The sequence below is a fragment of the Streptomyces sp. ISL-36 genome (assembly GCF_018614205.1).
Taxonomy (GTDB): Bacteria; Actinomycetota; Actinomycetes; order Streptomycetales; family Streptomycetaceae; genus Streptomyces.
This window is the reverse complement of the sequence record NZ_JAGGOS010000132.1, coordinates 37,659-63,169: the sequence shown is the minus strand read 5'-3', so window position 1 is coordinate 63,169 and position 25,511 is coordinate 37,659. Positions and strand designations below refer to the sequence as shown.

General features: G+C 73.8%; 18 protein-coding genes and 1 pseudogene. 9 read left to right on the top strand and 10 right to left on the bottom strand.

Going from position 1 to position 25,511, the window contains the following annotated elements; genetic code table 11:
* Together J7E93_RS30325 and J7E93_RS30320 are read right to left on the bottom strand one after the other, a co-directional pair.
* A pseudogene (locus tag J7E93_RS30325) lies at nucleotides 1-396 on the bottom strand (HEXXH motif domain-containing protein); the annotation flags it as partial.
* Nucleotides 393-1,706, bottom strand: a complete 1,314-nt coding sequence (locus J7E93_RS30320; protein WP_215073216.1) for an FxsB family cyclophane-forming radical SAM/SPASM peptide maturase — start codon at nucleotides 1,704-1,706, stop codon at nucleotides 393-395. The gene J7E93_RS30320 and the pseudogene J7E93_RS30325, both read right to left, overlap by 4 nt.
* Before the next feature lie 241 nt (nucleotides 1,707-1,947).
* Here J7E93_RS30320 and fxsA point away from each other — a divergent pair, with 241 nt between their 5' ends.
* The 3 genes from fxsA (at nucleotide 1,948) to J7E93_RS30305 (ending at nucleotide 7,194) form a co-directional block, all read left to right on the top strand.
* A complete protein-coding gene (fxsA, locus tag J7E93_RS30315) occupies nucleotides 1,948-2,142 on the top strand; it encodes an FxSxx-COOH cyclophane-containing RiPP peptide (RefSeq protein ID WP_215073215.1) in 195 nt (64 codons plus the stop codon).
* A 112-nt stretch (nucleotides 2,143-2,254) separates the two neighbouring features.
* Nucleotides 2,255-5,977 (top strand): FxSxx-COOH system tetratricopeptide repeat protein, encoded by a 3,723-nt coding sequence (gene fxsT, locus J7E93_RS30310; RefSeq protein ID WP_215073214.1) that lies wholly within the window; start codon nucleotides 2,255-2,257, stop codon nucleotides 5,975-5,977.
* Nucleotides 5,978-6,174: 197 nt separating this feature from the next.
* Nucleotides 6,175-7,194, top strand: a complete 1,020-nt coding sequence (locus J7E93_RS30305; protein ID WP_215073213.1) for a hypothetical protein — start codon at nucleotides 6,175-6,177, stop codon at nucleotides 7,192-7,194.
* Here the strand turns inward: J7E93_RS30305 and J7E93_RS30300 are convergent.
* From J7E93_RS30300 to J7E93_RS30280, 5 genes are all read right to left on the bottom strand, one after another.
* A complete protein-coding gene (locus tag J7E93_RS30300; protein WP_215073212.1) occupies nucleotides 7,169-9,640 on the bottom strand; it encodes a hypothetical protein in 2,472 nt (823 codons plus the stop codon). The two genes, J7E93_RS30305 and J7E93_RS30300, sit on opposite strands and share 26 nt — an antisense overlap.
* Before the next feature lie 10 nt (nucleotides 9,641-9,650).
* Nucleotides 9,651-10,736: an ATP-binding protein gene (locus J7E93_RS30295; RefSeq protein ID WP_215073211.1), complete on the bottom strand. Its 1,086-nt coding sequence runs from the start codon at nucleotides 10,734-10,736 to the stop codon at nucleotides 9,651-9,653.
* On the bottom strand, nucleotides 10,733-11,737 hold the full coding sequence (locus J7E93_RS30290; protein WP_215073210.1) for a hypothetical protein: 1,005 nt from the start codon (nucleotides 11,735-11,737) through the stop codon (nucleotides 10,733-10,735). Before J7E93_RS30290 ends, J7E93_RS30295 begins: the two co-directional genes overlap by 4 nt.
* A 75-nt stretch (nucleotides 11,738-11,812) precedes the next feature.
* The gene (locus tag J7E93_RS30285) at nucleotides 11,813-13,060 is read right to left on the bottom strand and encodes a hypothetical protein (protein ID WP_215073209.1); all 1,248 of its coding nucleotides are present in this window, start codon (nucleotides 13,058-13,060) and stop codon (nucleotides 11,813-11,815) included.
* 221 nt (nucleotides 13,061-13,281) lie between these two features.
* Nucleotides 13,282-13,692, bottom strand: a complete 411-nt coding sequence (locus J7E93_RS30280) for a VOC family protein (protein WP_215073208.1) — start codon at nucleotides 13,690-13,692, stop codon at nucleotides 13,282-13,284.
* Between the two features lie 57 nt (nucleotides 13,693-13,749).
* Here J7E93_RS30280 and J7E93_RS30275 point away from each other — a divergent pair, with 57 nt between their 5' ends.
* Nucleotides 13,750-14,376, top strand: coding sequence for a nucleoside/nucleotide kinase family protein (locus tag J7E93_RS30275; protein ID WP_215073207.1), 627 nt, complete (start codon nucleotides 13,750-13,752; stop codon nucleotides 14,374-14,376).
* Nucleotides 14,377-14,402: 26 nt separating this feature from the next.
* On the opposite strand, the gene J7E93_RS30270 is transcribed toward J7E93_RS30275, so the two are convergent.
* Nucleotides 14,403-15,137, bottom strand: a complete 735-nt coding sequence (locus J7E93_RS30270) for a hypothetical protein (protein ID WP_374105448.1) — start codon at nucleotides 15,135-15,137, stop codon at nucleotides 14,403-14,405.
* Between the two features lie 76 nt (nucleotides 15,138-15,213).
* Between J7E93_RS30270 and J7E93_RS30265 the strand changes: the two genes are divergently transcribed.
* The 3 genes from J7E93_RS30265 to J7E93_RS30255 all read left to right on the top strand — a co-directional run bounded on the left by J7E93_RS30265 (nucleotide 15,214) and on the right by J7E93_RS30255 (nucleotide 18,415).
* Complete coding sequence (locus tag J7E93_RS30265) at nucleotides 15,214-16,086, top strand: LysR family transcriptional regulator (protein ID WP_215073205.1); 873 nt, start codon at nucleotides 15,214-15,216, stop codon at nucleotides 16,084-16,086.
* Between the two features lie 157 nt (nucleotides 16,087-16,243).
* Nucleotides 16,244-17,209: a hypothetical protein gene (locus tag J7E93_RS30260; RefSeq protein ID WP_215073204.1), complete on the top strand. Its 966-nt coding sequence runs from the start codon at nucleotides 16,244-16,246 to the stop codon at nucleotides 17,207-17,209.
* Nucleotides 17,210-17,266: 57 nt separating this feature from the next.
* The gene (locus tag J7E93_RS30255) at nucleotides 17,267-18,415 is read left to right on the top strand and encodes an aminopeptidase P family protein (protein ID WP_215073203.1); all 1,149 of its coding nucleotides are present in this window, start codon (nucleotides 17,267-17,269) and stop codon (nucleotides 18,413-18,415) included.
* A gap of 83 nt (nucleotides 18,416-18,498) precedes the next feature.
* On the opposite strand, the gene treZ is transcribed toward J7E93_RS30255, so the two are convergent.
* Nucleotides 18,499-20,250: a malto-oligosyltrehalose trehalohydrolase gene (gene treZ, locus J7E93_RS30250; RefSeq protein WP_215073202.1), complete on the bottom strand. Its 1,752-nt coding sequence runs from the start codon at nucleotides 20,248-20,250 to the stop codon at nucleotides 18,499-18,501.
* 138 nt (nucleotides 20,251-20,388) lie between these two features.
* Here treZ and J7E93_RS30245 point away from each other — a divergent pair, with 138 nt between their 5' ends.
* Together J7E93_RS30245 and J7E93_RS30240 are read left to right on the top strand one after the other, a co-directional pair.
* A complete protein-coding gene (locus J7E93_RS30245; RefSeq protein WP_215073201.1) occupies nucleotides 20,389-20,937 on the top strand; it encodes a DUF1707 and FHA domain-containing protein in 549 nt (182 codons plus the stop codon).
* A 108-nt stretch (nucleotides 20,938-21,045) separates the two neighbouring features.
* A complete protein-coding gene (locus J7E93_RS30240; RefSeq protein ID WP_215073200.1) occupies nucleotides 21,046-23,286 on the top strand; it encodes an MMPL family transporter in 2,241 nt (746 codons plus the stop codon).
* A 49-nt stretch (nucleotides 23,287-23,335) separates the two neighbouring features.
* Here the strand turns inward: J7E93_RS30240 and J7E93_RS30235 are convergent, their stop codons facing one another.
* Nucleotides 23,336-25,372, bottom strand: a complete 2,037-nt coding sequence (locus tag J7E93_RS30235) for a VCBS repeat-containing protein (protein WP_215073199.1) — start codon at nucleotides 25,370-25,372, stop codon at nucleotides 23,336-23,338.
* Between the last annotated feature and the right edge of the window lie 139 nt (nucleotides 25,373-25,511).

The window sequence follows — 25,511 nt, the reverse complement described above, 5'->3', positions numbered from 1 at the left end:
CCGCACCTCGGCGGGCAGGCGGGCGCGGACCGCTGCCGCGGCGGCGAGCGCGGTCAGCCGGTGCATCGGCGGGACCCCCTCGCCGCAGTGCCCGGTCGGACGCGTGAGACGGGTGAGCAGGCCGACCAGGGCCGGTCCGGCCGAGGGGTGGGTCAGGACGGCCGTCACGGCGTCGGGCGCCGCCCGGCCGGCGCTCACCAGCAGCTCCCAGGCCTGCTCGGCCGCTTGGGCCGCGGCGCCGCCGGCCTCGTGGGCGGCGACCCGCACCGCGTACACACAGGCGAGGCGCCTGCTGTGCTCGGCGCGAGCGAGCAGGCGCATCGCCTCGGACCCGCCGCCGCCCGCGGCGAGCGCGTCGAACAGCGCGCCCGGTACATGGTGCGGCAGCGGCGTCATGCCAGCTCCGTGGGCGACGAGAGCGGGCGTGAGGCCCTCGCCGCCGTTGTCGTCGCCGTCGTCGCCGTCGCCGCCGTTGTCGTCGTCGGGAGGGGGGTCAGCGCCGCCACGTCCTCGGCGAGCCGGCCCCGTACGCGCCCGATCAGCGCAGCCAGGTCGGCGCAGTACACGCTCGGGTTGGCGAACCCGGTGTCCGGACGGTAGCGGTTGGCGTAGTGGCCGCCGCCGCACACCGGGTGCAGCGGGCAGGCACGGCAGGTCGCGCACAGGCCGTCCGCACCCCACTGGCGGGCCGCGACGCCCGGATGGCGCAGCAGCAGATCGAAGGAGTGGCGCCATACGTCGAGACCGGTGCGGGCCGCACCGTCGTACGCCGTGCGCAGGGTGTCGTCCTGGGCGAGGGAGCCGTCGGTCTCCACCACCGCGTACCGCACCGGCGAGAGACCGAGCGCCTCCGTTCGGGGAGCGGCGCCGAGCAGCAGGGCCATGAGATCGTCCAGGAGGCGTACGCCGGTCTCGCGCGACGGGGCTCCGTACCAGCGCTCGAAGACCGCCCACAGCCAGTCCGCGTACGGGGTGCGGCGCGCGCCGGGGGCGAGCCCGGGCGGCGGAGTGCGCCAGTGCCCCAGCGGCAGCAGGAAGTCGATCGCGGGCGGCCGTTGGGCGAGCAGCTCCTCGTACGTGCGCACGGGGTCGTTGCGCAGGTCGATCGTGCAGAGCAGGGCGGCGAACAGCGGCCGGTACGGCTCCCGGGCCAGCAGCCGCAGGGCCGCGCCGACCCGGGCGTGGCTGCCGCGTCCGTCGGCTCCGCGCCGGTGACGGTCGTGGGCGGCGCGGCCGCCGTCGGTGCTCACCCCGATCCGGATGCCCAGCTCGCCGCAGAGGTCGAGTCGCCGCTCGGTGAGGCGGACGCCGTTGGTCTGCAGGGAGAAACGCAGCCGTACGCCGTCCCCGACCGCCGCCCGCAGCGTCCGGACCGTATCGGCCAGCATCGTGTCGCCGGCGAGCAGCGGCTCCCCGCCGTGCAGGACGACACCCGCCTCGGTCAGCCCGTGGGCGGACAGGTGCTCGGCGATGCGCTCCGCCGTACGGGCGACGGTGGCCGGGGTCATCGTCCGTGGCTGGGTGCGCCAACTCCGGTCCGCCGAGCGGTACATGTAGCAGTAGTCGCAGGCCAGGTCGCAGCGGCTGTGGACCTTGAGGACGAAGGAGTGGAGCGGATACGGCACCCAGCCCGCCGCCTCGCGTGTCACCACGTCCGCGGAGCTCGGCCAGGGCGGCTCCCCATGGCGCAGTGGCGGTCGGCTCATCCGCTCCCCCCGAAAGCGTGTGCCGGCGGTCCGTCGGACATCGGGACCGGGCCCACTCCGTTCGTCCAGTATTCGGTTGCGGTGCGCCGGGCGTCAATATCACGAATGAGCCAACGGGTGGCCCCGGAAACCGAGTTGGGCCAGTTCGGGCCGTCCGCCGACTGCCCTGGGGGAGCGGGGCGGCGCTAGGCTGGGAAGGACACCGGTCTCCCGGTCCACGCGACTTCACGGAGGGGACACCATGGCAGTTGCCGAGGGCCCCGCCCCGGTCCCTCCGGGACCCGACGCGGAATCCGTCGTCCTGGACATCGCCGCGCTCGCGCTGGAGGATGTCGCCGCCCTTCCCGACTCCGTGCTCGGCGCGCTGCTGCGCCGCGTGCACGACAGCTGTGCGGCGGGCGACCCGTTCGTCACCGGGCACACCGAGAGCGCGTGAGCGGGGTCGGCCCGGCGGGGCGGGAACGAGGACGGGCCGGTCCTATACTGGCAGCTCCGTATGTCTGTTATGTCCACCCTTATTTGCCGCCACCTCGCCGAGCGGAGAGGTCATGCCGGACGCCAACCCCTTGGACCGCGCAGGTTCGTTCGCCGTCTTCTTCACCACGTCGGAGAACCTCGGCCTGAGTACCACCCTGCGCAACGCGGCGGACATCCTCGCCGAGGGCAACCGCAGCGTCCTGCTCGTGGACGGCCGGCCCGGGGCCCGACAGGACGGCTCCGCGAGCGCCCTGAGCCACACGGGTGCCGCGAGCTCCCCGAGCGCCGCGAGCTCCACGGTGCCCGAGCCCGTCGCCGGGCAGGTCGCCGCCGTGACCCGGGCCGACCCGGACGGGCTCGCCGCGCTCGCCGCCGACCCCGTCGCGGCCCGCTACGACCATGTCCTGATCGAGGCGCCGGTGCCCGAGGCCCCCGGAGCCGTGGAGCCCGGCAGGCTGATGGAGTCCGCCGACGCCCTCGTGATCTGCTTCGCGCTGACCGCCTGGTCCATCGACGGCGCCGTCGCCCTCGCCGAGGACCTGTCCGCTCGCCGCGGCGGGCGGCCCGTACGGCTGCTCACCCTCGGCCTCAAGAGCGACGTCGGGGTGCGGGACCGGCTGCGCGAGGGACGCGAGCGGGCCCGACGCAAGTTCTCCGCCCTCGCCCAGACCCTCGGCGAGCGCGAGTTCCCCTTCCTGGAGATCCCGTACAACCCGCTCTACCTCGACAGCCGCAGCCTCGCCGTCGAGACCGAGAGCGCCGGCACCGTCGCCGGCCTGCGCCAGTACTACGAGCGTCTCGCCGACTGGCTGCGGGCGCGCCGCCCGGCCCGGCTCGACGGCGTCACCGTCGTCCACTCCGGACGCCACGTCCTCTGGGCGGCCTGGCTGCGGGACCGGCTCGGCGAGAAGGGGCTCCGGATCGAGCTGCGCAGGGCGGACACGTACACGGGGTGGCGGCCCGAGCCCGGCACGGCCCTGCTCTTCCTCTCGCCCGGCGACGGCGACGACACGCTCCTCGCCCAGATCGGCGCCCTCTCCCACACCGACGTACGGATCGTCCTGGTCGACGCGGCGTTCCCGAACTCCGAGGCGGCGCACCACGAGCTGATCGACCTGCGCGTCCCCACCGAGGACGAGGCGCTGCGGCGGCTCTACACCGGCCTCGGCCTCGGGCCGGCCGATCCCCGCGCACGCACCGCGGACACCCGCTTCCCGCGCCTGCCCGAGACCACCAACGTCGCACAGCGCAACGGAGGCTTCGTCGACCGCGACGACCTGCTCTCCGCGCTGGAGGAGAAGCTCCGGGAGGCCGGGAGCGCGGGCGCGGGTCTCGTGCTCCACGGACCCAGCGGCTGGGGCAAGAGCGAGACCGCCCGCGAACTGTGCCACCGCTACGGCGCCGGATACGACGTCGTGTGGTGGGTGCGCGCCTGGGAGCCGCAGCGCATGCGCCGGGGGATGACCCGGCTCGCCGCCCAACTCGGCACCGCCGGGGACCGGCTGGGCACGGTCGCCGCCGACGGCGACATCTCCCCGCTCCTCACCCGCCTCTCGCGCCCGGGCGACGACGCGGGCAGCTGGCTGATCGTCTACGACGGGGTGGCGGACCCCGCCGACCTCGGCGGCCTGCTCCCCGTACCGCACGAACACGGCCATCTGCTGATCACCAGCCGGGTCGCGCCGCCGGAGGACCCGCGCGACGCCGTCCCGCCGCACCTGTCCTCCTGCCCCATGCGGGCCATGACGCCCGCCGAATGCGCCGCACTGCTGGGCGAACACGTGCCGGAGCTCACCGAGGACCAGGCCCAACAGGTCGGCAGCACCGTGGGCTTCGTCCCGCTCGCCCTGCGACTGGCGGCCCGCTGCCTCGCCGCCCGCGCCGACGCCCACCACCGGGACGACCACATGAGCCAGGACGCGGCGGTCCGCGCGGCCGTCGCGGACCTGCTCGCCGCCCACCGCACCGGCAAGACCGAGATCCTCCGTGCCGCCGACTCCGCACCGCCCGTCGCCGTCATGCTCCGCGTCGCCCGCCAGTTCGCCGCCGCCACCCCGGGCGCCGCCGCATGGCGGGCCGAGAGCCCCGCGCACGACGCCCTCGGCTGGCTCCTCAACGCGGCCTCCCTGCTCACCGGCCGCGGCATGGGCCTGGAACTGCTGCTGTCGCGCCGCATCCTGTCCGAACTGGCCCGCGACGACTCGGCCGGACCGGAGCCCGCCGACGCCCGCCCCCGCCACCCCGACGACGTCCAGCTCCCCGACGAGCACATGGTGAGCGTCGCCCTGTGGTCACTCGCCCAAGTGGGCCTCCTGGACGTCGACTTCGACCACAAGGAGCAGCCCCTGGCGCAGCACCACGCGCTGCGGGACCTGATCCGCGACGGCATGGACCCCGACGAACGGCGGCACGTCGAATCGGTGCTGCGCGGTGTCCTCGCCGAGTACGGGCCACGGGACGAGGACCTGCCGCCCGAGTGGGCCCGCGAGGTGAACTCGCTGCGCCTGTGGGAGGACAGCCGGCCCCGGGTGCGCCGCTCGCTGCTGCGTCACCTGAACGCGCTCGCCTCCCGTGGCGAGAGCGCCGACCTCGCCCGCCTCCTCGACATCGCCGAGGAAGCCCGCAGGGAATGGGCCGGCGAGGGCGACGAACCCACACCCGAATACCTGCGGCTGCTCAACCTCACCGCCCGCGCCCACCGCCTCGGCGGCGCGTACGAGCAGTCCCGCGAGCTGTCCCAGGCCGCCCTGCGCGGCCACCGCAGGCTGCTCGGCCTCACCCACCCGCGCACCCTGCTCTCCGCCGACTCGCACGCGGCGACCCTGCGGGCGCTCGGCCGCTTCGAGGACGCCCTGATGCAGATCAGGCCCGCCGTGGAGGGGCTCACCCTGCTGCTCGGCTGGAAGCACCCCGCCACGATCCAGGTCGAGCGCAACCTCGCCCTCACCGAGGCGCTCACCGGCCGCGTCGCCGCCGCCCTCGCCCGGGTCGAGGAGCGCTTCCGCTACCGCCAGGCCGTCGGCGGCAAGGACGACCCGGTGGCCTGGAGCTCGGCCGACCTGCTCGCCCACCTCTACCGCGCGACGGGCCGCGACGGCGAATCCCGCGACCTGCTGCGGCAGCGGCTGCGCCGGCACGGCGACGCCTGGGACGCGGCGCGGCTGAGGACGGAGGTCGGCCTCGCCGTCAGCGAGCGCCGCCTCGCCGACGGCTTCCCCGCGGCCAGGGACCCCCGCTACGGCTTCGAGATGGCGCACGAGCGCGACCTGCGGACCCTGCGGGAGTACATCAGCCGCTTCGGCGCCGACCGTCTCGACACCCTGCGCTGCCAGTTCAGTTACGCCGCCGACCTGCACGCCCTCGGCAAGGTGGAGGAGGCCGAACTGCAGGCACGGCAGTGCGGGAAGCTGCTCGCCGAACGGTTCGGCACGGGACATCCGTACACGGCGCTCAGCGACGTCCGCCACGGCGTGTACCTGCGGGCGACGGGCGATCTGCAGCGCGCCGAGGTGGCGGGCCGGTGGGCACTCGACCGCCTCGGCCACAAACTCGGCCGGGCCCACCCCTGGGTCGCCGCCGCGGAGAACTCCCTGGCCGCCACCCTCGCCGCCGACGGCCGGACCGAGGAGGCGGTCGAGCTCGCCCGCAGCGCCCTGGACCGGCTGCGCGACCTGGGCGTCGCCCACCGCCCCGACGGGCGGCGGGTGAAGGCGCACCACGCACGGCTGACCGGAGCCGACACCGCCGTCCCTCCTTCGGGCTTCGACATCGACCTGGAGCTCCCAGGGCTGTAAGAAGGAAGACGGACACAAGGAAAACGGACACAACGAGTACGGACACAACGAGTACGGACACAACGAGTACGGACGCGACCCGTACGGGCAGAAGGAAGACGGACCAGAAGGAATTCGGTCACCCGCAGGCACGGCATCGGTGTGGGGCGTCGGACAGCACAGACGCCCCGCAGTCATCCAGCGAAAGGCGAGCGTACGTGGCAGCCCCCGCACCGCATCGCACCGAGACCCTCACCGAGCACCACTGGTCTCCCGAACGGCACGGCCGGATAACCGAGTTGTGCGAAGAGGCGGTCGCCTCGGAACCCGGGATGCGTTCGCTGTCCCACTACAGCAACGGCATCCTCGACTTCGTGGTCGGCCGCACCGACCGGCCGCCCCTCAGCAGCATGGTGGCCGAGGCGGGCGACGACCGGCAGGACGAGTCGCTGCCGGGCGGCAGGCTGCTGCTCTGCACCCAGGACCTCGGCGCGCTCCTGCGCCCCCTGGGCACCGGAGAGCTGATGCGCACGGTGGTCGCCAACGCGCGCGGCGGCCTGTGGGGCGGGCGCGTCAAGCCCGGTGAGTACCTCGCGGCGCTCACCGACAGCCCCGAGTGCGTCGACGCCGTGGACGCCGCCATGAACCGGCTGGTCACCCGGATCCGTACCGACGTGCACAGCCTGCCCGACGAGCTGCCCGGCGGTGACCTCACGGCCGGAGCCCGGCGTGCCTCCGGCGACGCCGGAAGCGTGGCGGCGCGCGTCGACTTCGGTACGGCCGCCGCACCCGACCCCGCGTACGAGGAGCGGCTGCGCGCCCTGTGGCGGCAGCACGTCAACACCACCGACCTGCAGTACGCCGGCTACTACCGCGATCTGACCCTGGTGTGCGCCGGGGACGTCTTCGACGCGCCGGACCTCGGCCCGCGCTTCATCGACGTCAGCGTGCGCAGCCGACGCACCGCCTACCGGGACCTCTCCCGCGGCCTGCGCGGACACCTGGTCCGGCTCACCGACGCGCTGCACCTCGTCGCCCCGGCGGAGGACGGCCGGCCGGCCATCGACCGGCTGGTCCTGGACGTGCAGGAGGGCGCGGTGTACGTCGTGTGGACCTCGGCCCGCGAGTTCCTCATCGGTGTCACCCTCGACCAGACCCAGGTCGGCAACGCCGACATCCGGCTGAACCGGCTGGCGAGCGCGCTGCGCGGGATCACCCCGGTACCGCGGTCGCGCTGAGCGTGCCCCACACCTCCTCCGCGAGCACCTCCACCGTGCGGGCCGCCGTCCGCGGGTGAGGGGGGCCCGCGCTGCCCAGCAGATGCACCGGCAACACCTCGACCGCCCGCTCGTACTCCCGGCAGATACGCCGCAGTTCACCCCACTGCGACTCGCTGGGCGCGCCCGGGAGCGCGGCGCCGTGCCAGGCCGCCACGGCGCCCCGGAACTCCTCCGTCAGTGTCCGTACGAGCGTGGCGCAGCCCAGCACGCCGAGCTCGGCCGGCGTGGCGGTGGAGCGACGTCTCATGGTCCGTCCGGCCACGCGCCGGGTGACCGTGTCCAGGACCGTGAGGGCCTCCTGGAACCGGCGCCGTACCGGCACCGGCAGACTCGCGCCGGCCGCCTCCGTCGCGGCGGAGGGCTCGGTATCCGCCGGTAAGTCGCCGAGGACGGGCGCGGTCCGTGCCCGGTACGCGGCAGCTTCCCCGTACGGGGTCCGGTCCGCATACGGGGGCGTCCCGCCCGGTCGCCCGGCCGAGGTCATCGAGGCCATCGTGGCCACGGTCCGGCTCAGTTCGGCGAGCTGGACCGTCTGCTGCTCCAGATCGCGGCGCATGCGCTCGCCGAGCTGGACGAGGCCCTCCTCCCGCCGCCCCTCCGCGACCCGCCCCGCCAGCTGCCGCAGCGCCTGGTCCACGCCGCCCGGGAAGTCGGTGGTCTGCCGGTACACCAGAGGCCGCGAGCCGATGGAGCGGCCCAGCCGGTCCCGCATGGCGCGTGACACATGGCCGTTGATCACCAGCAGCGGCTCGCACCACCCGGGACGGACCGTGCTGCGCAGGCCGTGCACCTGGGCGGCGATCCGTTCGGCGTCGTCGGCGACGAGGACCGAGCGGGTGAGGATCACCGGGAGGTACGCGTTCGGCACGGGGGAGAGCCAGTACAGCACCTCCTCCGGGGCATCGGGCGGGGACGACAGGCGGGCCGGGACGGGCTGGTGGGACGCGATGCGCCACTGCCCCAGGTTCAGGGCCTCCTGGACGTCCGAGAGGACCTGTTCCCTGGACACCTTCTCGTGCAGGTCGCGCACCGCCCGCAGCACGGCCGCGGCGGTCACGCTCCGTACCGCCCCGGCTGGGTCGGCGCTGATCTGCCAGGCCTGGCGGCAGGTCTTGAGCACCTCGCGGGGGACGCCCTCGGTCAGTTCGTGCAGCAGCCGCAGCGCCTCGGCGGAGAACGGGCCGAAGGACCGGCCCGCCGGCTCGCCGCTGCCGTCGCGCCCGCTGCCCTCGCGTCCGGTCCCGTCACGTCCGGCACCGGCGCCGGTGCCGGAGCCGTCCCGCCTGGTGCCCTCTCGCCCGGTGCCGGTGCCGCCCGGGCCGGCGTACGCGGTGACCAGCTGCCCGGTGAGCCGCTCGTCGAATCCGCTGGGCCACAGCTGCACGATCCGCTCGTGCACACTCGGGCGCAGCGCCCGCAGTCCCAGCGGCGAGACGCAGAAGACCAGCAGACCGCCCCGGCTCACATAGATGTTCACGAGGCGTTCGAAGGCGTCCACGAACGGGCGTTTGGTCGCCTCCGGCCATTCCAGGACCTTCTCCAGCGAGTCCATCAGCAACGCGTACGGGCTGCCCACCCGGCCGTGCAGAAAGCCCTGCACCGCCAGCGCGTCGAAGACCCGGTCGATACCGCCCGCGGGGTGCTGCGGCCCGCCGTGGCCCGCCGACGGGCCGATGGATTCCGTGATCCCGCGTTCGCGCAGCGGCTCGGCCGGCTCCCCGCCGTTCAGCCACGCCCACACCATCCGGGTGAACGGCGGCTCCTGGAGCAGCGCCAGCGCGGTGGCGAACCGGCGGTGCTCGGTGACCTCGCCCAGCGTGCCGCGCAGATCCGCGTGGATCACCTCGGGGTCGTAGCGCAGCGCCGAGACCACCTTGTCCGGGTCGAGGCTGCGGTCCCGCAGCCCCGCCGCGATCCCGTCGAGCGTGCCCAGGCGCGGATCGCTGCCCTGGGCGCCGATCCGGTTCGCGGTCACGTACGCGTAGTAGTCCCGGACCAGTTCCTCGAAGGCGCGCCGCCCCTGGGGGCTGTCGCCCGGACCGCGCAACCGGTCCCGGTACATCCCGCCCATGTCCTCGGCGGGCTCGTCCACGATCCATGTCGCCGGGGTGTCCGGGCGCGCGCCGAGCGTCGTGTACACCTCGCGCAGCGCGTGGCTCTTGCCCAGGCCGAACTCGCCCACCAGCGCGATGGCCCTGCCGCGTCGGCCGCCGACGGCCGGTGCGGCGAGATAGTCGTCGACGAGGTGGCGCAGCTCGTCGAGCGTCGGCGTCAGGATCGTCGCGTTGCCCGAGTCCGCGGCCTCGACGGGTACGTCCCCGAGGTCGGCCGAGGGGCCGAGGCGCACGACGGGGGTCAGGGGGAAGGGGTTGCTGTGCCAGATCTCTCCGCTGTCTGGGGCCACGACGGCACTCCTATGTTTCCGGTGTTGTCGATCCGAGCGGCGGACGGGCGGGCGGGTGGGACGGATGACCGGGGTGACCCTGGGGCGGGTCGCGGCGCAGGGCGGCCAGGTCCAGGCCGCCGGTGTGCTCTCTCAGCTCGTCGGCGGTGATGCGGACCGGTCGGCCCTCGCGTATCTGGCGTTCGGCCGTCGCGTGGTAGACCTGCCGCAACTCCCGTACGTCGGCGGGGTTCCAGCCGGCCAGCAGGGTGTCGTCCGGGTCGGGGTGACCCGAGCGCGCGCTCCGGCTGAACCGCACCCTGTCCTCCCCTCTGAGGCTCTCCAGGGCGAGGTGCGTGACGGCGGGGTGGGGCAGCAGTTCCCTGACCACCTCGGCCGCCGCCTCGTCCGTGCCATGACTGATCTCGACGAACAGTACGATCCTGCTCTGCGCGTGTTTCAGACATGTCTTGAGGAACTTGGTCCGCACACCGGCGTCCTTCCAGTCGATGTGGGGAACGATCACGAACAGCAGCGCGTCCTGCCGGAAGAGCAGGGTGCTGATCGCGCTGAACGCCTTGGCCGGGGCCTCCTGGGAGATCGCGGGGTCGAGGTTGGTGAAATGCCTGCCCAGAGCGGCGACGACCTTGTCCCGGATGGTGGAGTTGATCGCCGGTGTCGAGGCGAAGTCGCCGTTCTCGTCCGTGCTGATGGCCTTGCCGTTGTTGTCGTACCCGGCCGCCATCGCCACGATGTCCGTCAGGGGCGTGGGCTCGCCGTCCGTCGCGGGGGCCAACCGGGAGATGTACTGCCGTGCTTCGTGGACGCACCGGTGGATGAGCGTGGTCTTTCCCATGCCGGCCGGGCCGGTCACCACCACCAGACGGCCGTGGTCCACCCCGTCGTTGACCAGTTCGGGCAGCCGGTCCAGACAGAGCCTGAAGGCGTCCAGCTGCTCCTGGGCGTGATCGACGTCCACCCACTGCCGGACGTGGCTCTCGTCGTCCCACGGCACCAGCGGATGATCGACCATCGGCCGGGCGGGGACATGGGGCAGGCTCTGCCTGCTCCGGGGCACGAACACGCCGTACGGGTTGTGCTGGGCCGGTACGGTCATACCGCTGCCCCCGGGGCCTGGCGCGTCAGCCGCGCGCGGACCGTGCGCCATCTCCAGTACAGCGCCCTCCGGTTGAGCTCCGACACGGCGCGCAGCTCCCCTTCCACGGACCGCCGTACCTCCCGCGCGTCCCGGGCGCGGGCCGCCGTACCGAGCAGGGAGCCGCCGCGGGCGCCGGGCAGTGGACGCTCCAGTGGCAGCCGGTCGGCGAGCGACTGGGCCCGCTCCCGCCGCGCACCGGGGCCCGCCACCTGGGCGAGGGCGCCCAGCAGCGCCTCCCGTGCGGTCACCACCGCGGTGTGGTCCGCCTGCGGATCGGCCTCGTACGCCGCCAGGTAGGCGCGCGCCGCCGTCCGGAAGGCCGTCACGCCGGCGTCCAACTGCTGTCCAAGGAGGCGGCGTTCGGACGCGAGTCGCTCCGATATCTGCCCGCCGAGGGTGAGTAGCGCCCCCACCGCAAGCAAGGGCAGCGAGGTCAGGAACGCCTCGAACCAGCCGTCCTGCTTCTTCTCCGCCGGGGCGCCCGGCGCGTCGGACGAGGCCGCCATGAGCGCCGTGCAGGCCCGAGCGAAGTCGCCCTCGTGGCGGACCGCCCAGCTCTCCAGGCTCATGCGCCCGACGGGGGCGACGGGCTTGACACCGTCCGGGGTCGACACGTCCGGCCTGAGCAGACCGAGGCGTACCGCGGCCGAGACCAGGTCCCCGCGGTGCGCGGTGTCCAGGCAGTAGACGAGTTGGACGTCGCGCTCCGTGGAACCGGGGGACGCGGCGAACGCCGGTGCGGCGGCGCCCAACGAGGCGACCACCGCGACGGCCGGCGAGGCGATCACCGCGACGGCCGACAGCGCGATCACCGTGGCGGCGGGCAGCCTGATCACCGCGGCGGCCGGCGGCCTGATCACCGCGGCGGCCGGCGGCCTGATCGCCGCGGTGGCACCCCCGCCCTTCACCCGGCCGCCGAGCGGTGACGCCACCGTGCCGTGCCTCGACTTCTGCCTCATGCGCCCCTCCCCGTCCGGCCGCTGCCCCGCGCCGGTTCCCCTGACGTCCGCCGACTCCCCGCCTGCCGCCCCCGGTCAGGCCGGGGAGCGCCCGTTCGCCAACGGCCCGCGCGGCGACGTCTCCCTCGCCGCCGGCTGGTCGTACCCCGCAGGACGCTCCTCGCCGGCGTCGAGTTCCTCCCCCCGGTCGCGTCGCCGCCACCGGCGCGGCGGACGCGCCAGCAGCGCCTGCGACGTGGCGTGCAGCAGATTGACGGTGATGACGGCGGGGCCGACGGTCGCGACCGTCCCGGGGAAGTCGCGCTCCAGGGCGAGCGCGATGAGTACGGCGGTGATGCCGTTCTGCTGCCCCAGGCCGAGCGCGATCCGGTCCCGCCGCTCCAGACCCCGCACGAAGAGGGGCATGACACCCAGCGCCACCACCGCCTGCGCGCCGAACGCCGCGAGGCCGAGGACGACACCGGGCAGCAGCGCCACCCCCTGGGCCAGGAACAGGCCGAGCGCGAGGAACGCGGCCAGGTAGGCCGCCGTGACCGCGCGGTCGACCGCCTTGTCCAGCACCGCCGTGCGGACGACGAGACCGGCCACCGCCACCGCGAGCATCAGCATGTCCGCGGCGGCGAGCACCAGCATCGCCACCACCATCGCGCCCGTCAGCACCGTCCCGGCGTGCCGGGCCTTCGGCAGGCGGGCCGCCACCGCCGGAGCCGCCTTCCGCCCGGCCCACCAGAGCAGGACCACGCCCGCCAGCAGCGCCGCGTTCAGAGCAAGCCCGGTCGCGTAGCCGCGCGCTCCGTCGCCCGTGACCGCCGGTGCGCCCGCGTGACCCGCCGCCGTATGGGCGTAGGCGGCGACATACAGCGTCAGCAGTACCGTCATCGGATCGTCGAAGGACGCCCATGCCGTCAGAAGGGACCGGGCGCGGGGCGACATGCGTCCGCTCCTGCCGAGCGCGGCGACGGAGAGCGGGTCGATCTGGGCCACCGCGATGCCGAGCACCACGTACTCGGGCCGCCCGAACGACAGCACCATGACACCGGCGATGAGCGACGCCTTCAGGACGACACCGAGCGTCACGGCGGCGACGACACCGGACAGGTCGGCGCGCAGGGCAGTGAGGTCCATCGAGTACGTGCTGCCGTACAGGCCGACGGCGAGGAGGAGGCCCGCGCCGAAGAGGTAACCGCCGGTGCCGACCAGCGCGTTCGGATCGGCCACCAGCCCGATCGCCAGGCCCAGGAGCAGCGTCCCCGCCGCGCCGGCCACGACGCCCGGGACCGATGCGGGAAGCCGCCAGGCCCGGGCGCGTCCGGATGTCGCCACCGCGTCTTCCTTCCCCTGGCGTGCCGATGAGGCCCCGCGGCCGTCCGGCGCCCGGGGACAGGTGAATCGTAGGGGTCCCGGTCGGTGCGTCGGAAGCCGGACTCCAGCCTCTCGTACGGCAGTTGGCTCTTTCGCTCATACGTCCGAGCGGGGCGCTCCTGTCGTGAGGATGCCCGGCCGCGGGCCCCGTCGAACGCGTCGCCCGTGGTGTGTCCGAGAGTTCACCCGTTCCGCACCGTCGGCTGGAGGAGGTCCCAGCGGTTGCCGTAGAGGTCCTCGAAGACGGCGACCGAGCCGTACGGTTCGTGGCGCGGCTCCTCAAGGAAGCGCACCCCGGCCGCGGTCATCCGGGCGTGGTCGCGCGCGAAGTCGTCGGTGTGCAGGAAGAAGCCGACCCGGCCGCCGGTCTGGGTGCCCACGCGGGACTCCTGGGCCGGGTCCTTCGCGCGGGCCAGCAGGAGGCCCGGGCCGCCGGCCTCCCCGGCGGCGGCCCGCGGGCGGACGACCACCCAGCGGCTGCCGTCGCCCCGGTCGGTGTCCTCGACCAGGTCGAAGCCGAGTGCGTCGGTGTAGAAGGCGATGGCCTCGTCGTAGTCACGGACGACGAGGGCGACAAGAGCGAGGGAGGACATGAGCCCAACGTCATACGTACAACTGCCCGCTGTCAAACGGAGTGGCAGAATCCCCGCATGGACGCCCAGCTGCTCGCCGAGCTCACCGACCGCGCCCGGCTCCTCGCCGTCCCCGGCCGACGGCGGATCCTGGGCCTCGCCGGTGCGCCCGGCGCCGGGAAGTCCACCCTGGCGGCCCGGCTCGTCGCCCGCCTCGACGGACGCGCCGCACTCGTCCCCATGGACGGCTTCCACCTGGCCCAGGCCGAGCTGGCCCGGCTCGGCCGCGCCGAGCGCAAGGGCGCGCCGGACACCTTCGACGCCGCCGGATACACCGCGCTCCTCGCCCGCCTCCGCACCCCCGAACCCGGCACCACCGTCTACGCCCCCGCCTTCGACCGCGCCCTGGAGGAACCCGTCGCCGGGGCGATACCCGTCGACCCGGACGTCCCGCTGGTGATCACCGAGGGCAACTACCTGCTCCACGACGAGGGCCACTGGGCCGGCGTCCTGCCGCTCCTCGACGAGGCGTGGTTCCTCGACCTGGACGACCGGTGCCGGGTGCCGCGGCTCGTCGAACGCCACGTCCGCTTCGGAAAGGACCGCGCCCACGCCGAGCGCTGGGTCCGGGACTCCGACGAGGCGAACGCCCGCCTCGTGACCCGCGGCCGCGCCCGCGCCCACCTGGTCGTCCGGATGAGCTGATCGGCCAGGGGGCACGGGCTGCTGTCTCAGCTCTCCGGGCCCGCGGACGAGTGCTCCGCCGCCGCCCGCGCCAGCGCGCGGACGAGCGGGTGCGGGCGGGTGCCGTCCCCCGCCAGCTCCGGCTGGAAGAGCGTCGCCATGAAGAACGGGTGCCCGGGCAGCTCCGCGATCCTCACCCCGCCCTCCTCGTCCTCGCCCGTGAACCGCAGACCGTGGGCCCGCAGCGTGTCCAGATGGCGGCTGTCCGGGCCGTAGTTGCAGTGGTACCGCTCCGTCGTCCGCTCGGCACCGAGCACCGACTCCGCGAGCGAGCCCGGCGCCACCCGGACCACGCCCTCGTGGCCCACCAGCGAGCAGGCCAGCGGCGAGATCAACAGGTCGTCGCCGTCCGCCTCCGGGTCGTTCTCGGCGTGCTTCGCGCCGGTCAGACCGCAGACGTCGCGGGCGAACTCGAGCAGCGCGTGCTGGAAGCCGCCGCAGGTACCGAGGAACGGGATCCCGTCCTCCCGCGCCGTACGAATCGCCGCCAGCGCCCCCGCCTCGCTCTCGTACGGGCTCCCCGGCAGCACCCACACCGCGTCGAAGCCCTTCACCGCGCCGGGCGCCTCGGCGTCCGGCGTCGGGATCCAGTACGCGTCGAGGAGGAGGCCGTCCCGCTCGGCCAGCGCGTCGAGCAGGACGGGGATGCGGAGGTGGGACTTCACATGCGGGGAACGGTCGCCGACCAGGGCGATGGAAGGAGTGTGTGTCATGCCGACCATGCTGGTCGGCCGGGCGGGTTCACGTCCAACGATGATTCCTGCACCACCCATCGCGAACGCTTATGCTCGGGTCCTCATGGACCCGCACCACCTCCGCACCTTCGTCGCCGTCGCCCGGCTCGCCTCCTTCTCCGAGGCCGCGCGGGAGCTGGGCTACACCCAGTCCGCCGTCTCGCAGCACATCGCCGCCCTCGAGAGCGACCTCGGCCTGCCCCTCCTCGGCCGCCGCCCCGTCACGCCCACCCCGGCCGGCGCACGCCTCCTGGAACACGCCGGTTCCCTGCTCCTGCGGCTCGACGCCGCCCGGGCCGACCTCGCCCGGTTCGCCGCCGGACCCCGCGAGCGGCTGACCCTCGCCGCCTCCCCGCTCGCCCTGCACCCCCGTACCCTCGCCGCCCTGCCCGCCGCCGGCGTCACCCTGCGGACCCTGCCCCGCGACGAGGTGCCGGCCGCCGTCGCCACCGGGACGGCCGACCTCGGCCTCGTCGACGGACTCGCCGCCCCCAGCGACCCGCTGCGGCTTCCCGACGTCGCCCCGCTGACCGCCGTACGCGTCGCCGAGGAGCCGCTCGCCGTGGTCCTGCCCGACAGCCACCCCCTCGCGGGCCGCGACGGACTGCGCCTCGCCGACCTCGTCGACGCCCGCTGGCTCGACGCCCCCGACGCCGGGCTCCCCCTCGACCGGCTGCGCTCCGCCCACGCGGGCCCCTCAGGACACGGCTTCCGTACCGCCCTGCGCCACGAGGGCACCGATAGCCGCACCCTCGGCGCCCTGGCCGCCGCCGGGCACGGCCTGACGCTGCTGCCGGTCTCCCTCGCGCGCACGATCGAGGGTGCCGTCGCCGTCCCGCTGCTCGCGCCCCGCCTCGTCCACCGCACCGAACTGCTCCGGCCCCGGGGCGAACCGAGCGGCCCCGCCGCCGAGTTCGCGCGCCTCCTGCCCGCCTGAGCCGAACGCGGCACCGCCTGAGCCGAACGCGGCACCGCCCGGGCCTAGCGCGGCACTGCCCGGGCCGAGCGCGGCACCGCCCGGGCCGGGACCGGTCCGCGGCCCCCTCGCTAGGCTTGACCGGACGACGACGCAACGGCGACGGAAGGCGGCGCACGTGGGGTTGTTCCGGCGAGCACCCAGGCGGGACGGCGAAGAGGTCCCCAGGGACCCCGAGTTCTCGTACTTCTCCGAGCGCGAGGCCGCCCTCTTCCGCAGCCTGGTCCGGGAGTCCTTCGCCGAACTCGGCCTGGAAGTCACCGTCTACGCCGACCTGGTGCGCGACGACGGCGGCCGCCAGTTCGGGCTCGGCAACCTCGCCGCCGTCTGCCACAACGACCGGCGCGGACCACGCCTCTGGCCCCAGATCGTCCGCCGCCACGTCGGCCTGGTCCTGCGCACCATGGACGGCCCCTCCGCGCTCGACACCCTCCCACCGGAGCAGATCCGCTCCCAGCTCTACCCCCGGGTGGTCAGCGGCGACGGCATCGACCCCGGGACCTTCGGCTACGCCCGGTCGGTGGCGCCCGGACTGTACGAGATCCTCGCCCTCGACCTTCCGGAGAGCGTCATGATGCTCACCGACGAGGCCCTGGAACCCCTCGGCGACCTCCAGCGGCTGCGCGCCCGGGCGCTGGACAACCTGCGCGGGCTGCCCGTCGAGGGCCACGAGACCGTGCGGGACGCCGACGGGATGTGCTTCGAGGTACTCCTCGGGGACTCCTTCTACACGGCGAGCCGCGTCCTCGACCTGGACGCGGTGGTCCGCCGCGTCACCGGGCGGCCGCTCGGCGAGCACGGCGCCCTGGTCGCCCTGCCCTTCCGGCACCAACTCGCCTTCCACCCGATCAGGGACACCACGATCGTCCCCGCGCTCGGCGCGATGGCCTCGTTCGCCGCCTCCGGCTACGAGGACACCCCCGGCGCCATCAGCCCGTACGTCTTCTGGTGGCGCGGCGGCACGCTCACCCAGCTCAGCGAGCACGACGAGGACGGCGGTGAGCTGCGGATCGTCGTCGGCGAAGACTTCCAGGAACTGCTCGAACGGCTCATCACCCAGGGGCCGGGCCCGGACCGGAGCTGAGCGGTAGCGGGCGCCCGCGCCCGGCCCAGGACCGCAGTACGTCGAGGAGGAGAGCCCATGTCCGTCAGCACCATCCCCGCCCCCTTCACCGCCGAGGACTACCGCGCCCGCATGGCGCGCGCCGCCGACGCGGCGGCCGACGCCGGGCTCGACGGCGTGCTCGTCGCCCCCGGCCCCGACCTGGCCTACCTGACCGGCTACCAGCCGACCGCCGTCACCGAACGGCTCACCGTCCTCGTCCTCGCCGCCGGCCGGGAGCCGGTCCTCGTCGTCCCCACGCTGGAGGCCCCGGACGCCGAGAACGCCCCGGGCGCCCCCGCGCTGACGCTCCGGGACTGGACGGACGGCAAGGACCCGTACGCCGTCACCGCGCCCCTCCTCGACGCCGCCGGCCGCTTCGGCGTCAGCGACAACGCCTGGGCGATGCACCTGCTCGGCCTGCAGAAGGCACTCCCCGCCACCTCGTACGTGTCGCTGACCGAGGCACTCCCGATGCTCCGGGCCGTCAAGGACGCGCGGGAACTCGACCGGATCGCGGCCGCGGGCGCCGCCGCCGACGAGGCGTACCGCGAGATCCTCACCGTCCGCTTCGCCGGCCGCAAGGAGACCGAGGTCGCCGCCGACCTCGCCGCCGCGCTCCTGCGGTCCGGTCACTCCCAGGTCGACTTCACCGTCGTCGGCTCCGGACCCAACGGCGCCAACCCGCACCACGAGGCGGGGGAACGGGTCATCGAGCGCGGGGACATGGTGGTCCTCGACTTCGGCGGCCTCAAGCACGGTTACGGCTCCGACACCACCCGTACCGTCCACGTGGGCGAACCCACCGACGAGGAACGGCGCGTCCACGACCTGGTCCGCGAGGCGCAGCAGGCCGGGTTCGAGGCGGTCCGGCCGGGCGCGGCCTGCCAGGACGTGGACCGGGCCGCCCGCAAGGTGATCACGGACGCGGGATACGGCGCGTACTTCATCCACCGCACGGGCCACGGCATCGGCGTCACCACCCACGAACCGCCGTACATGATCGAGGGCGAGGAGCGGCCGATCGTGCCCGGCATGTGCTTCTCCATCGAGCCGGGCGTCTACCTGCCCGGCCGCTTCGGCGTCCGGATCGAGGACATCGTGACGGCGACGGAGGACGGCCCCGGCGGCGGGGGAGGGGCCCGGCGTTTCAACAACACCCCGCACGAGATGGCGATCGTGGAGTAGATCCCGGCGGTACGTCGTGCGGACCCCGGCCCTACGTCGTGCGGAACCCCCGGTCCGGACGGCCCGGCGGGGCGGGCCGGAGGTCACCCGTCCGTCAGGACCACCGCGCACTCCGCCGGCAGCCGCAGCAGCCCGTCCGCGCCCGGTGCCTCGACCGGCTCCCATGCGGCGAGGACCCGGTCGCGGCCGTTGGTCCCGAGCGGGATCTCCGCGGGCTCCTTGGCCAGATTGACCGCGATCCGCAGCACCCCGCGGCGGAAGGCCAGCCAGCGGGCGTCCTCGTCGAAGGCGACCCGCACCGCCGCCAGGTCCGGATCGGTCAGGTCGGGCAGCGTCCGGCGCAGGGCGATCAGCTCCCGGTGCCAGGCCAGGAGCCGGTTGTGCGGGGCGCGTTCGCGCTCCGAGCGGTCCAGGACCGAGCGGTCACGCGTGGCCGGCTCCTGTGGGTCCGGGATGTCCTCCTCCGCCCAGCCGTGCTCCGCGAACTCCCGCCGCCTGCCCCGCCGTACCGCCTCCGCGAGCTCCGGATCCGTATGGTCGGTGAAGTACTGCCAGGGCGTGCCCGCGCCCCACTCCTCGCCCATGAACAGCATCGGCACCGAGGGGCCGGTCAGGACCAGCGCCGCCGCACAGGCGAGCAGCCCGGGGGAGAGCGTCGCCGACAGCCGGTCGCCGAGCGCCCGGTTGCCGATCTGGTCATGCGTCTGCGCGTAGCCCAGGAACCGGTGCGCGGGGGTACGGACCCGGTCCACCGGACGGCCGTGGCAACGGCCCCGGAAGCTCGAGTACGTACCGTCGTGGAAGAAGACCCGGGTCAGCGTCTTGGCGAGCGCGGCCAGCGGGGCCCGGGCGAAGTCGGCGTAGTAGCCCTGGGACTCCCCGGTCAGCGCCGTGTGCAGGGCGTGGTGGAAGTCGTCGTTCCACTGGGCGTGGAGGCCGAGACCGCCCGCGACGCGCGGCGTGGTCGTCCGGGGGTCGGCGAGGTCCGACTCGGCGATCAGGAAGTGCTGACGGCCCTGCTCCCGCGCCAGCTCGTCGACGGCCTCCGACAACTCCTCCAGGAACGTCAGCGCCTTGGTGTCCGCCAGGGCGTGCACCGCGTCGAGGCGGAGCCCGTCGATCCGGTAGTCCCGCAGCCAGGCGAGCGCGCTGCCCAGCAGATAGGCGCGGACCTCGTCCGAGCCCGGCGCGTCCAGGTTCACCGCCGCGCCCCACGGCGTGTGGTGGGTGTCGGTGAAGTACGGGCCGAAGGCCGGCAGGTGGTTCCCCGACGGTCCGAGGTGGTTGTGGACCACGTCCAGGACCACGCCCATCCCGAGCCCGTGGGCCGTGTCGACGAAGCGCTTGAGCGCCGTGGGCCCGCCGTACGGCTCATGGACCGCCCACGGCGCGACGCCGTCGTACCCCCAGCCACGCGTCCCCGGAAAAGGACAGAGCGGCATCAGCTCCACATGGGTGATGCCGAGCCCCGCCAGCTCCCCGAGCCGCTCCGCCGCCGCGTCCAGGGTTCCGTCGCGGGTGAAGGTCCCGACGTGCAGTTCGTACAGGACCGCGGCGCGCAGCCGCAGCCGCGGGGGTTCGTTGAACCAGACGAACGCGTCGTGGTCGACGACCGCGCTCAGGCCGTCCGGTCCGGCGGGCTGGCGGCGGGAGCGGGGGTCGGGCAGCACGGGGCCGCCGTCCAGGGAGAAGCCGTAGCGGTCGCCGTCCCGGGCCGCCACCACACCGGTCCACCAGCCCGCGCGCTCGGCGTCCCGTTCCAGCAGGTGCCCGGCACCGTTCAGTTCCAGCGACACCCGGTCACGGGCCTGCGGGGCCCACACCTCGAACAGCACCGGCCGATCCCCTCGTCGATGGGCCAACGACTACGGCGTCCATCCTGGCAGCCGGGAGCCGGTGGCGCCCGGCGCGTCCCGTACCTCGTGCGGGCCCGTTCTGGACACCTCCGGCCCCTCGGCCCGACAATCACAGGTGTGACGACGCCTTTCGAGATCCCCACGCACTCGGCTCGGCTCACCGACGCCGAGCGGGACCGTGCGCTGGTGCTGCTCCGTGAGGGTGCCGCGCAGGGCAGGCTCTCGCACGACACCTTCCTGTTCCGGATGGAACGGGCGCTCACCGCGCGCCGGCCGGACGAACTGGCCCTCCTCACCGCCGATCTGCAGACCGAGTCCCCCTGGACCCGGCGGGTGGTCGGCGCGGTCGAGAAGATGTCGGCGTTCACCGCCAAGGTCGGACGTGCCTGGCATGCCGAGCGGCTGCCGAAGCTGCTCCTGCCCGAACCCGGCCCGTACCCGCTGCGGATCGGCCGCGACCCGGTGAACGGACTGCGGCTCAGTCATGAGACCGTCTCCCGGCTGCATGCCGAACTCTCCCTCCAGGGCGGCCTGTGGGTCCTGCGCGACCTCGGCTCGACCAACGGCACGACCGTCAACGGGCGCCGGGTCACGGGCGCGGTGGCGGTCCGGGCGGGCGACATGGTCGGATTCGGCCAGATGTCCTTCCGGCTCTCCCTGCGCTGAACGCCCCTTTCTCGCAAGGGTTTTCCCTTACGGGTGGGGGTAACCCCCCGGTCGTACACCGGAGTCCACCAGTGACCGCCCGCCGCCTCCGACGGGAGGCTGGTCGCTATGAGAAGCACAGGTCAGCAGGTCCGGAACAGCGGAGTTCCGGTGACGGTCCGCACCGCACAGTGGTGCGCCACCCACCCCTTGAAGGCGATCGCCGGGTGGGTGTTCCTCCTCGCGGTCTGCATCGGCGCGGGGGCCGCGGTGGGCACCAACAAGGGCTCCTTCGCGGACTTCTGGGTCGGCGAGGCCGGGCGCGCCGAGGCCATGGCATCGGGCAGCGGGCTCACCCCGCCGCCGGTCGAGCAGGTGCTGATCGAGCGCAGGGCCGGTGGCGGGACGGCCGGTGGGGGGACCGCCGGTGAGGGGACGGCCGGGCCCGGGGAGCCCGCGGCCGCCGCGGGCGAGATCCGCGGCCGGATGGCGGCGCTGCCCGCCGTCGAGTCGGTCGCCGAGCCGGTCGTCGCCCGGGGCGGCGACGCCGTACGGGTCGCGGTCACCCTGCGCGGGGACAAGGAGACCGCCAAGCAGGACGTCGACGCCCTGCTCGCGCAGACCGCCGCCGTCCAGGAAGCGCATCCGGGGCTGCTGATCGAGCAGACGGGCAGCGCGTCGATCTCCGTCGCCGTCAACGACAAGCAGGGCCAGGATCTCGGGCGGACCGAGATGATCAGTCTCCCGGTCACCTTCCTCATCCTGCTGGTCGTCTTCGGCGCCGTCCTCGCCGCCGGTGTCCCGGTCCTGCTCGCCCTCTTCTCCTTCGCCGGCGCGGTCGGCCTGTACGGGCTCGCGTCCTGGGTCTTCCCGGACGCGGGAGGCGCGGCGCTCAGCGTCATCTTCATGATGGGCATGGCCGTCGGCGTCGACTACTCGCTCTTCTACCTCAAGCGGGCCCGCGAGGAGCGCGAGCGCTCCGGCGCCACGATCTCCCACGCCCGGGCCGTCGAACTGGCCGCCGCGACCTCGGGACGGGCCGTCGTCGACTCCGGTCTCGCCGTCGCCCTCGCGCTCGCCGGCCTGTACCTCGTCGGGGACGTCGTCTTCTCCTCCATCGCCACCGGGGCGATCCTGGTGACGCTGGTCGCCGTGGGCGGTTCGCTGACAGTTCTGCCCGCCCTGCTCGCCCTGCTCGTTCACCGGATGGACGGCGGCCGGCGCGCCCGTCGAAAGGGCCGGCGCGCCGAGGGACGGATGTGGGCCGCGGTGCTGCGGCCCGTCGTGCGCCGTCCGCTGGTCGCCCTGGCCGCCGGACTCGTCGCGACCGTCGCCCTCGCCGCACCCGCGCTCTCCATGAAGCTCGGCACCGAGGGCAAGGAGACCTTCCCGGACAGCATCCCGGCCGTCGCCGCGTACGACCGGCTCGTGGCGGCCTTCCCCTCCGAGGGGCCCGCCCACCTCGTCCTCGTACGGGGAGAGGACCCGGCCGCGCCGCTGCGGAAGCTGGCCGCGGCCACGCGCGGCGACGCGCTCTTCGCCCAGGACCGGGCGCCGCGGCTGCGGATCGCCGAGGACGGGCGCACGGCGCTGCTCGCGCTGCCCGTGCCGTACGCGGCGAACTCGCCGGAGGCGAGCCGCTCCCTGGAGCGCGTACGTGAGCGGCTGCTGCCCGCCGCCGTCGCAGGCGCGCCCGGGGCGCAGTGGGCGGTGTCCGGCGAGATCGCGGCGGGCGCGGACTACGCGGCCCACCAGGAGCGGCGGCTGCCGTGGGTGGTCCTCTTCGTCTCGCTGGCGACACTGGCGGTCATGTACGCGGCGTTCCGCTCGGTCGTGGCGGCGGCGCTCGGCACGCTGCTCAACCTGGCGGCCGTGCTGGTGTCCTGGGGCGTGCTCACCCTGGTCTTCCAGGGCACCTGGGCGGAAGGCCTGCTCGGCTTCGAGTCGCTGGGCTTCGTCGGCTCCCGCACGCCGCTGATGGTCTTCGCGATCCTGGTCGGACTCTCCACCGACTACCAGATCTTCGTGGTCAGCCGGATCCGGGAGGCGGTGCGGCGCGGGGTGCCGACGCGGGAGGCGGTGGTGGACGGGATCGCCGGTTCGGCGAGCGTGGTGACGAGCGCGGCGGTGATCATGGTGTCGGTCTTCGTCAGTTTCCTCTTCATCGACCGCATCGAGATGAAGCAGATAGCGGTGGGTCTGACGGTCGCCGTGCTCTTCGACGCGATCGTGCTCCGCGCGGTGATCCTGCCGTCGGCGATGGCCCTGCTGGGCGACCGGGCATGGTGGCCGGTACGGCCGGCCCGCCCGACCGCCTCCGTGTCGGTGACGCTGTCCGGCAGGGGGACAGGGGAGATGGCCCAGGTCTGAGGCGACCGGGGGGTGGGGACGGCAGAGCCGCCCCCACCCCCCGGTTCTCTCAGGCCTGCGGCGTTCCCCAGCCGAGGTCGACGGCACTGCGTGTGCCGAGACCGCCGGGCTTGCCGGGGTAGAGGTGGGCGGTGCCGTCGTTCCACACGGCCATGAGGTCGGGCTGTCCGTCGCCGGTGAGGTCCCCGGCTCCCGTCATGACCCGGACGATGCCCCAGCCGGTGGAGACCTGGGTCCGGGCACCGAGCCCGGACGGCGTGCCTGGGTACAGCCACAGCACACCGGCCTCATCCACGGCGAGGACGTCCGGACGGCCGTCGGCGCTGAGATCACCCACCCCGGAGAAGAGCCGCATGCTGTTCCAGCTCACACCGATCTGGGCGCGTGTGCCCAGGCCGCCGGGCTTGCCGGGGTAGAGGTGGGCGGTGCCGTCGTTCCACACGGCCATGAGGTCGGGCTGTCCGTCGCCGGTGAGGTCGCCGACTCCGGTCATGGCCCGGACGACGCCCCAGCCGGTGGAGATCTGGGCCCGGGCGCCGAGCCCGCCCTTGGCCCCGGGGTACAGCCACAGCGCACCGGCGTCGTCCACGGCGAGGACGTCAGGCCATGTGTCGGAGTCGAGGCGTCCCATCCCGGACACCAGACGCATGGAGTTCCAGTTCGTCCCGATGGAGGTGCGGGCGCCCACGCCGTTCGCGGCTCCCGGGTACAGCGTGAGGTTCCCGTTGCCGGCCGGCGCCGACGGGGATGCGTCGGGTCGGACGGCGAGCAGGTCGGGCACCGTGTCACCCGTGAGGTCGCCCCAGGTGCCGGTGAGGGAGCGCAGCGGTATCTCGGGCTTGGGCCAGCGGGTGTGGAACACAGTACGGTCACCCGGGGCTTCGTTGATCGTCCACAGCTCGTCGGTAGTGGGCCAGTAGGAGACGTTCTGTGCGTAGATGCCCGTACGGGTCCACAGGCGTACCGGCTCTCCGGGCCACGCGTGGTAGAGACAGCTGGCGATCCGGGTCTCCAGTGCGACGAATTCGGGGCAAGCCGCCGACACGACGACGCGACCCCGGTTCATGGCGACGCCCTGTGCGCCGCTGACGGTCGATTCGTACGCACCCGCAGGGCGGACGATGTGATCGGCCTTCGCTGCCGGCAGGCCGGTCGCCTCGTTCAGCGGCCATCGCACGATCGACCTCTTGGTGCCGAACGTCTGATGCTCGTGATCAGGGATCTCGCCGACCTCCGTGGTGACGAGAGCCGGCTCGGCGCCGCTGTCGTCCAGGGAGATGCCGGCGAAGCACGGAGGATCGCCGAACTGTGACCCGCAATTCGCCGGGGAGTACGTCGGGCTGTTCTCCGGCTTGTACCGGGGGTTGTTCGGGTCCCACCCCGGGTCGTTCGGTGCTTCGAGGAGATGCTGGTAGCGGTCGACCTGAGGAAGGGCGTACGCGTGCCAGGCGGCCGAATTCGTACCGCCAGAGCTTCCGACGCCGCCTGCGCTTTCCTCCATGCGCCAGATCCTGGTCAGGTCGAAGACCGCCAGACCGGCGGCGGTGGAGACGTAGAGGTAATTCTGGTACCACGTCACCGAATTGGCGTGACCGCGGAGATTGGTGAATCCCGATGCGGTGGGCGTCACCAGGAGGGTGTGGCGGTAGCGCACATTCGCGGGGTCGGTCACGTCCGCGAACGTGACCCGCATGAGGTCTTCCTTGTTGTACGTCGGATGCGGGTCACCGCTGTACCAACTGCTGACGACGATCCGCCTGTCGCCCACGAGCTGCTGGTTGTGCCGGGACTCACCCGATCCGGTCAGGCCCTGCGGGACGAATTCCATCTTGCTGTCGTCGCCCCAGGCGTCGTTCCAACAGAACCCCTCGGCGTCGGCGACATTCGTCGCATGACACAGGGGCCGCGCGGAGACGTTCAGATCTCCCAGAACCTCAGCGATTCCCACCCGCTGGACCCCGCGGGCCTCGGCCGCGGCGATGTTCTGCGCGAACGCGGTCCGGTGGTCCTGAGGGACGACTCCCGATTCGGTCGACGTCAGCACCCAGGACTTGCCAGGTGTGATCGGCGTGATCGTGGCCGGCACGACCTCCCCGTTCGGTACCGTGGCGGCGGAAGCCGACTGCGGCAATACGCCGACGGCCAGTACCGCCGAGATCAACGCGACTGCCCAACGGGTGCCCCCCCGTCTCAACATTCCATCTCCTGCACTCTCCTCCGGGTAT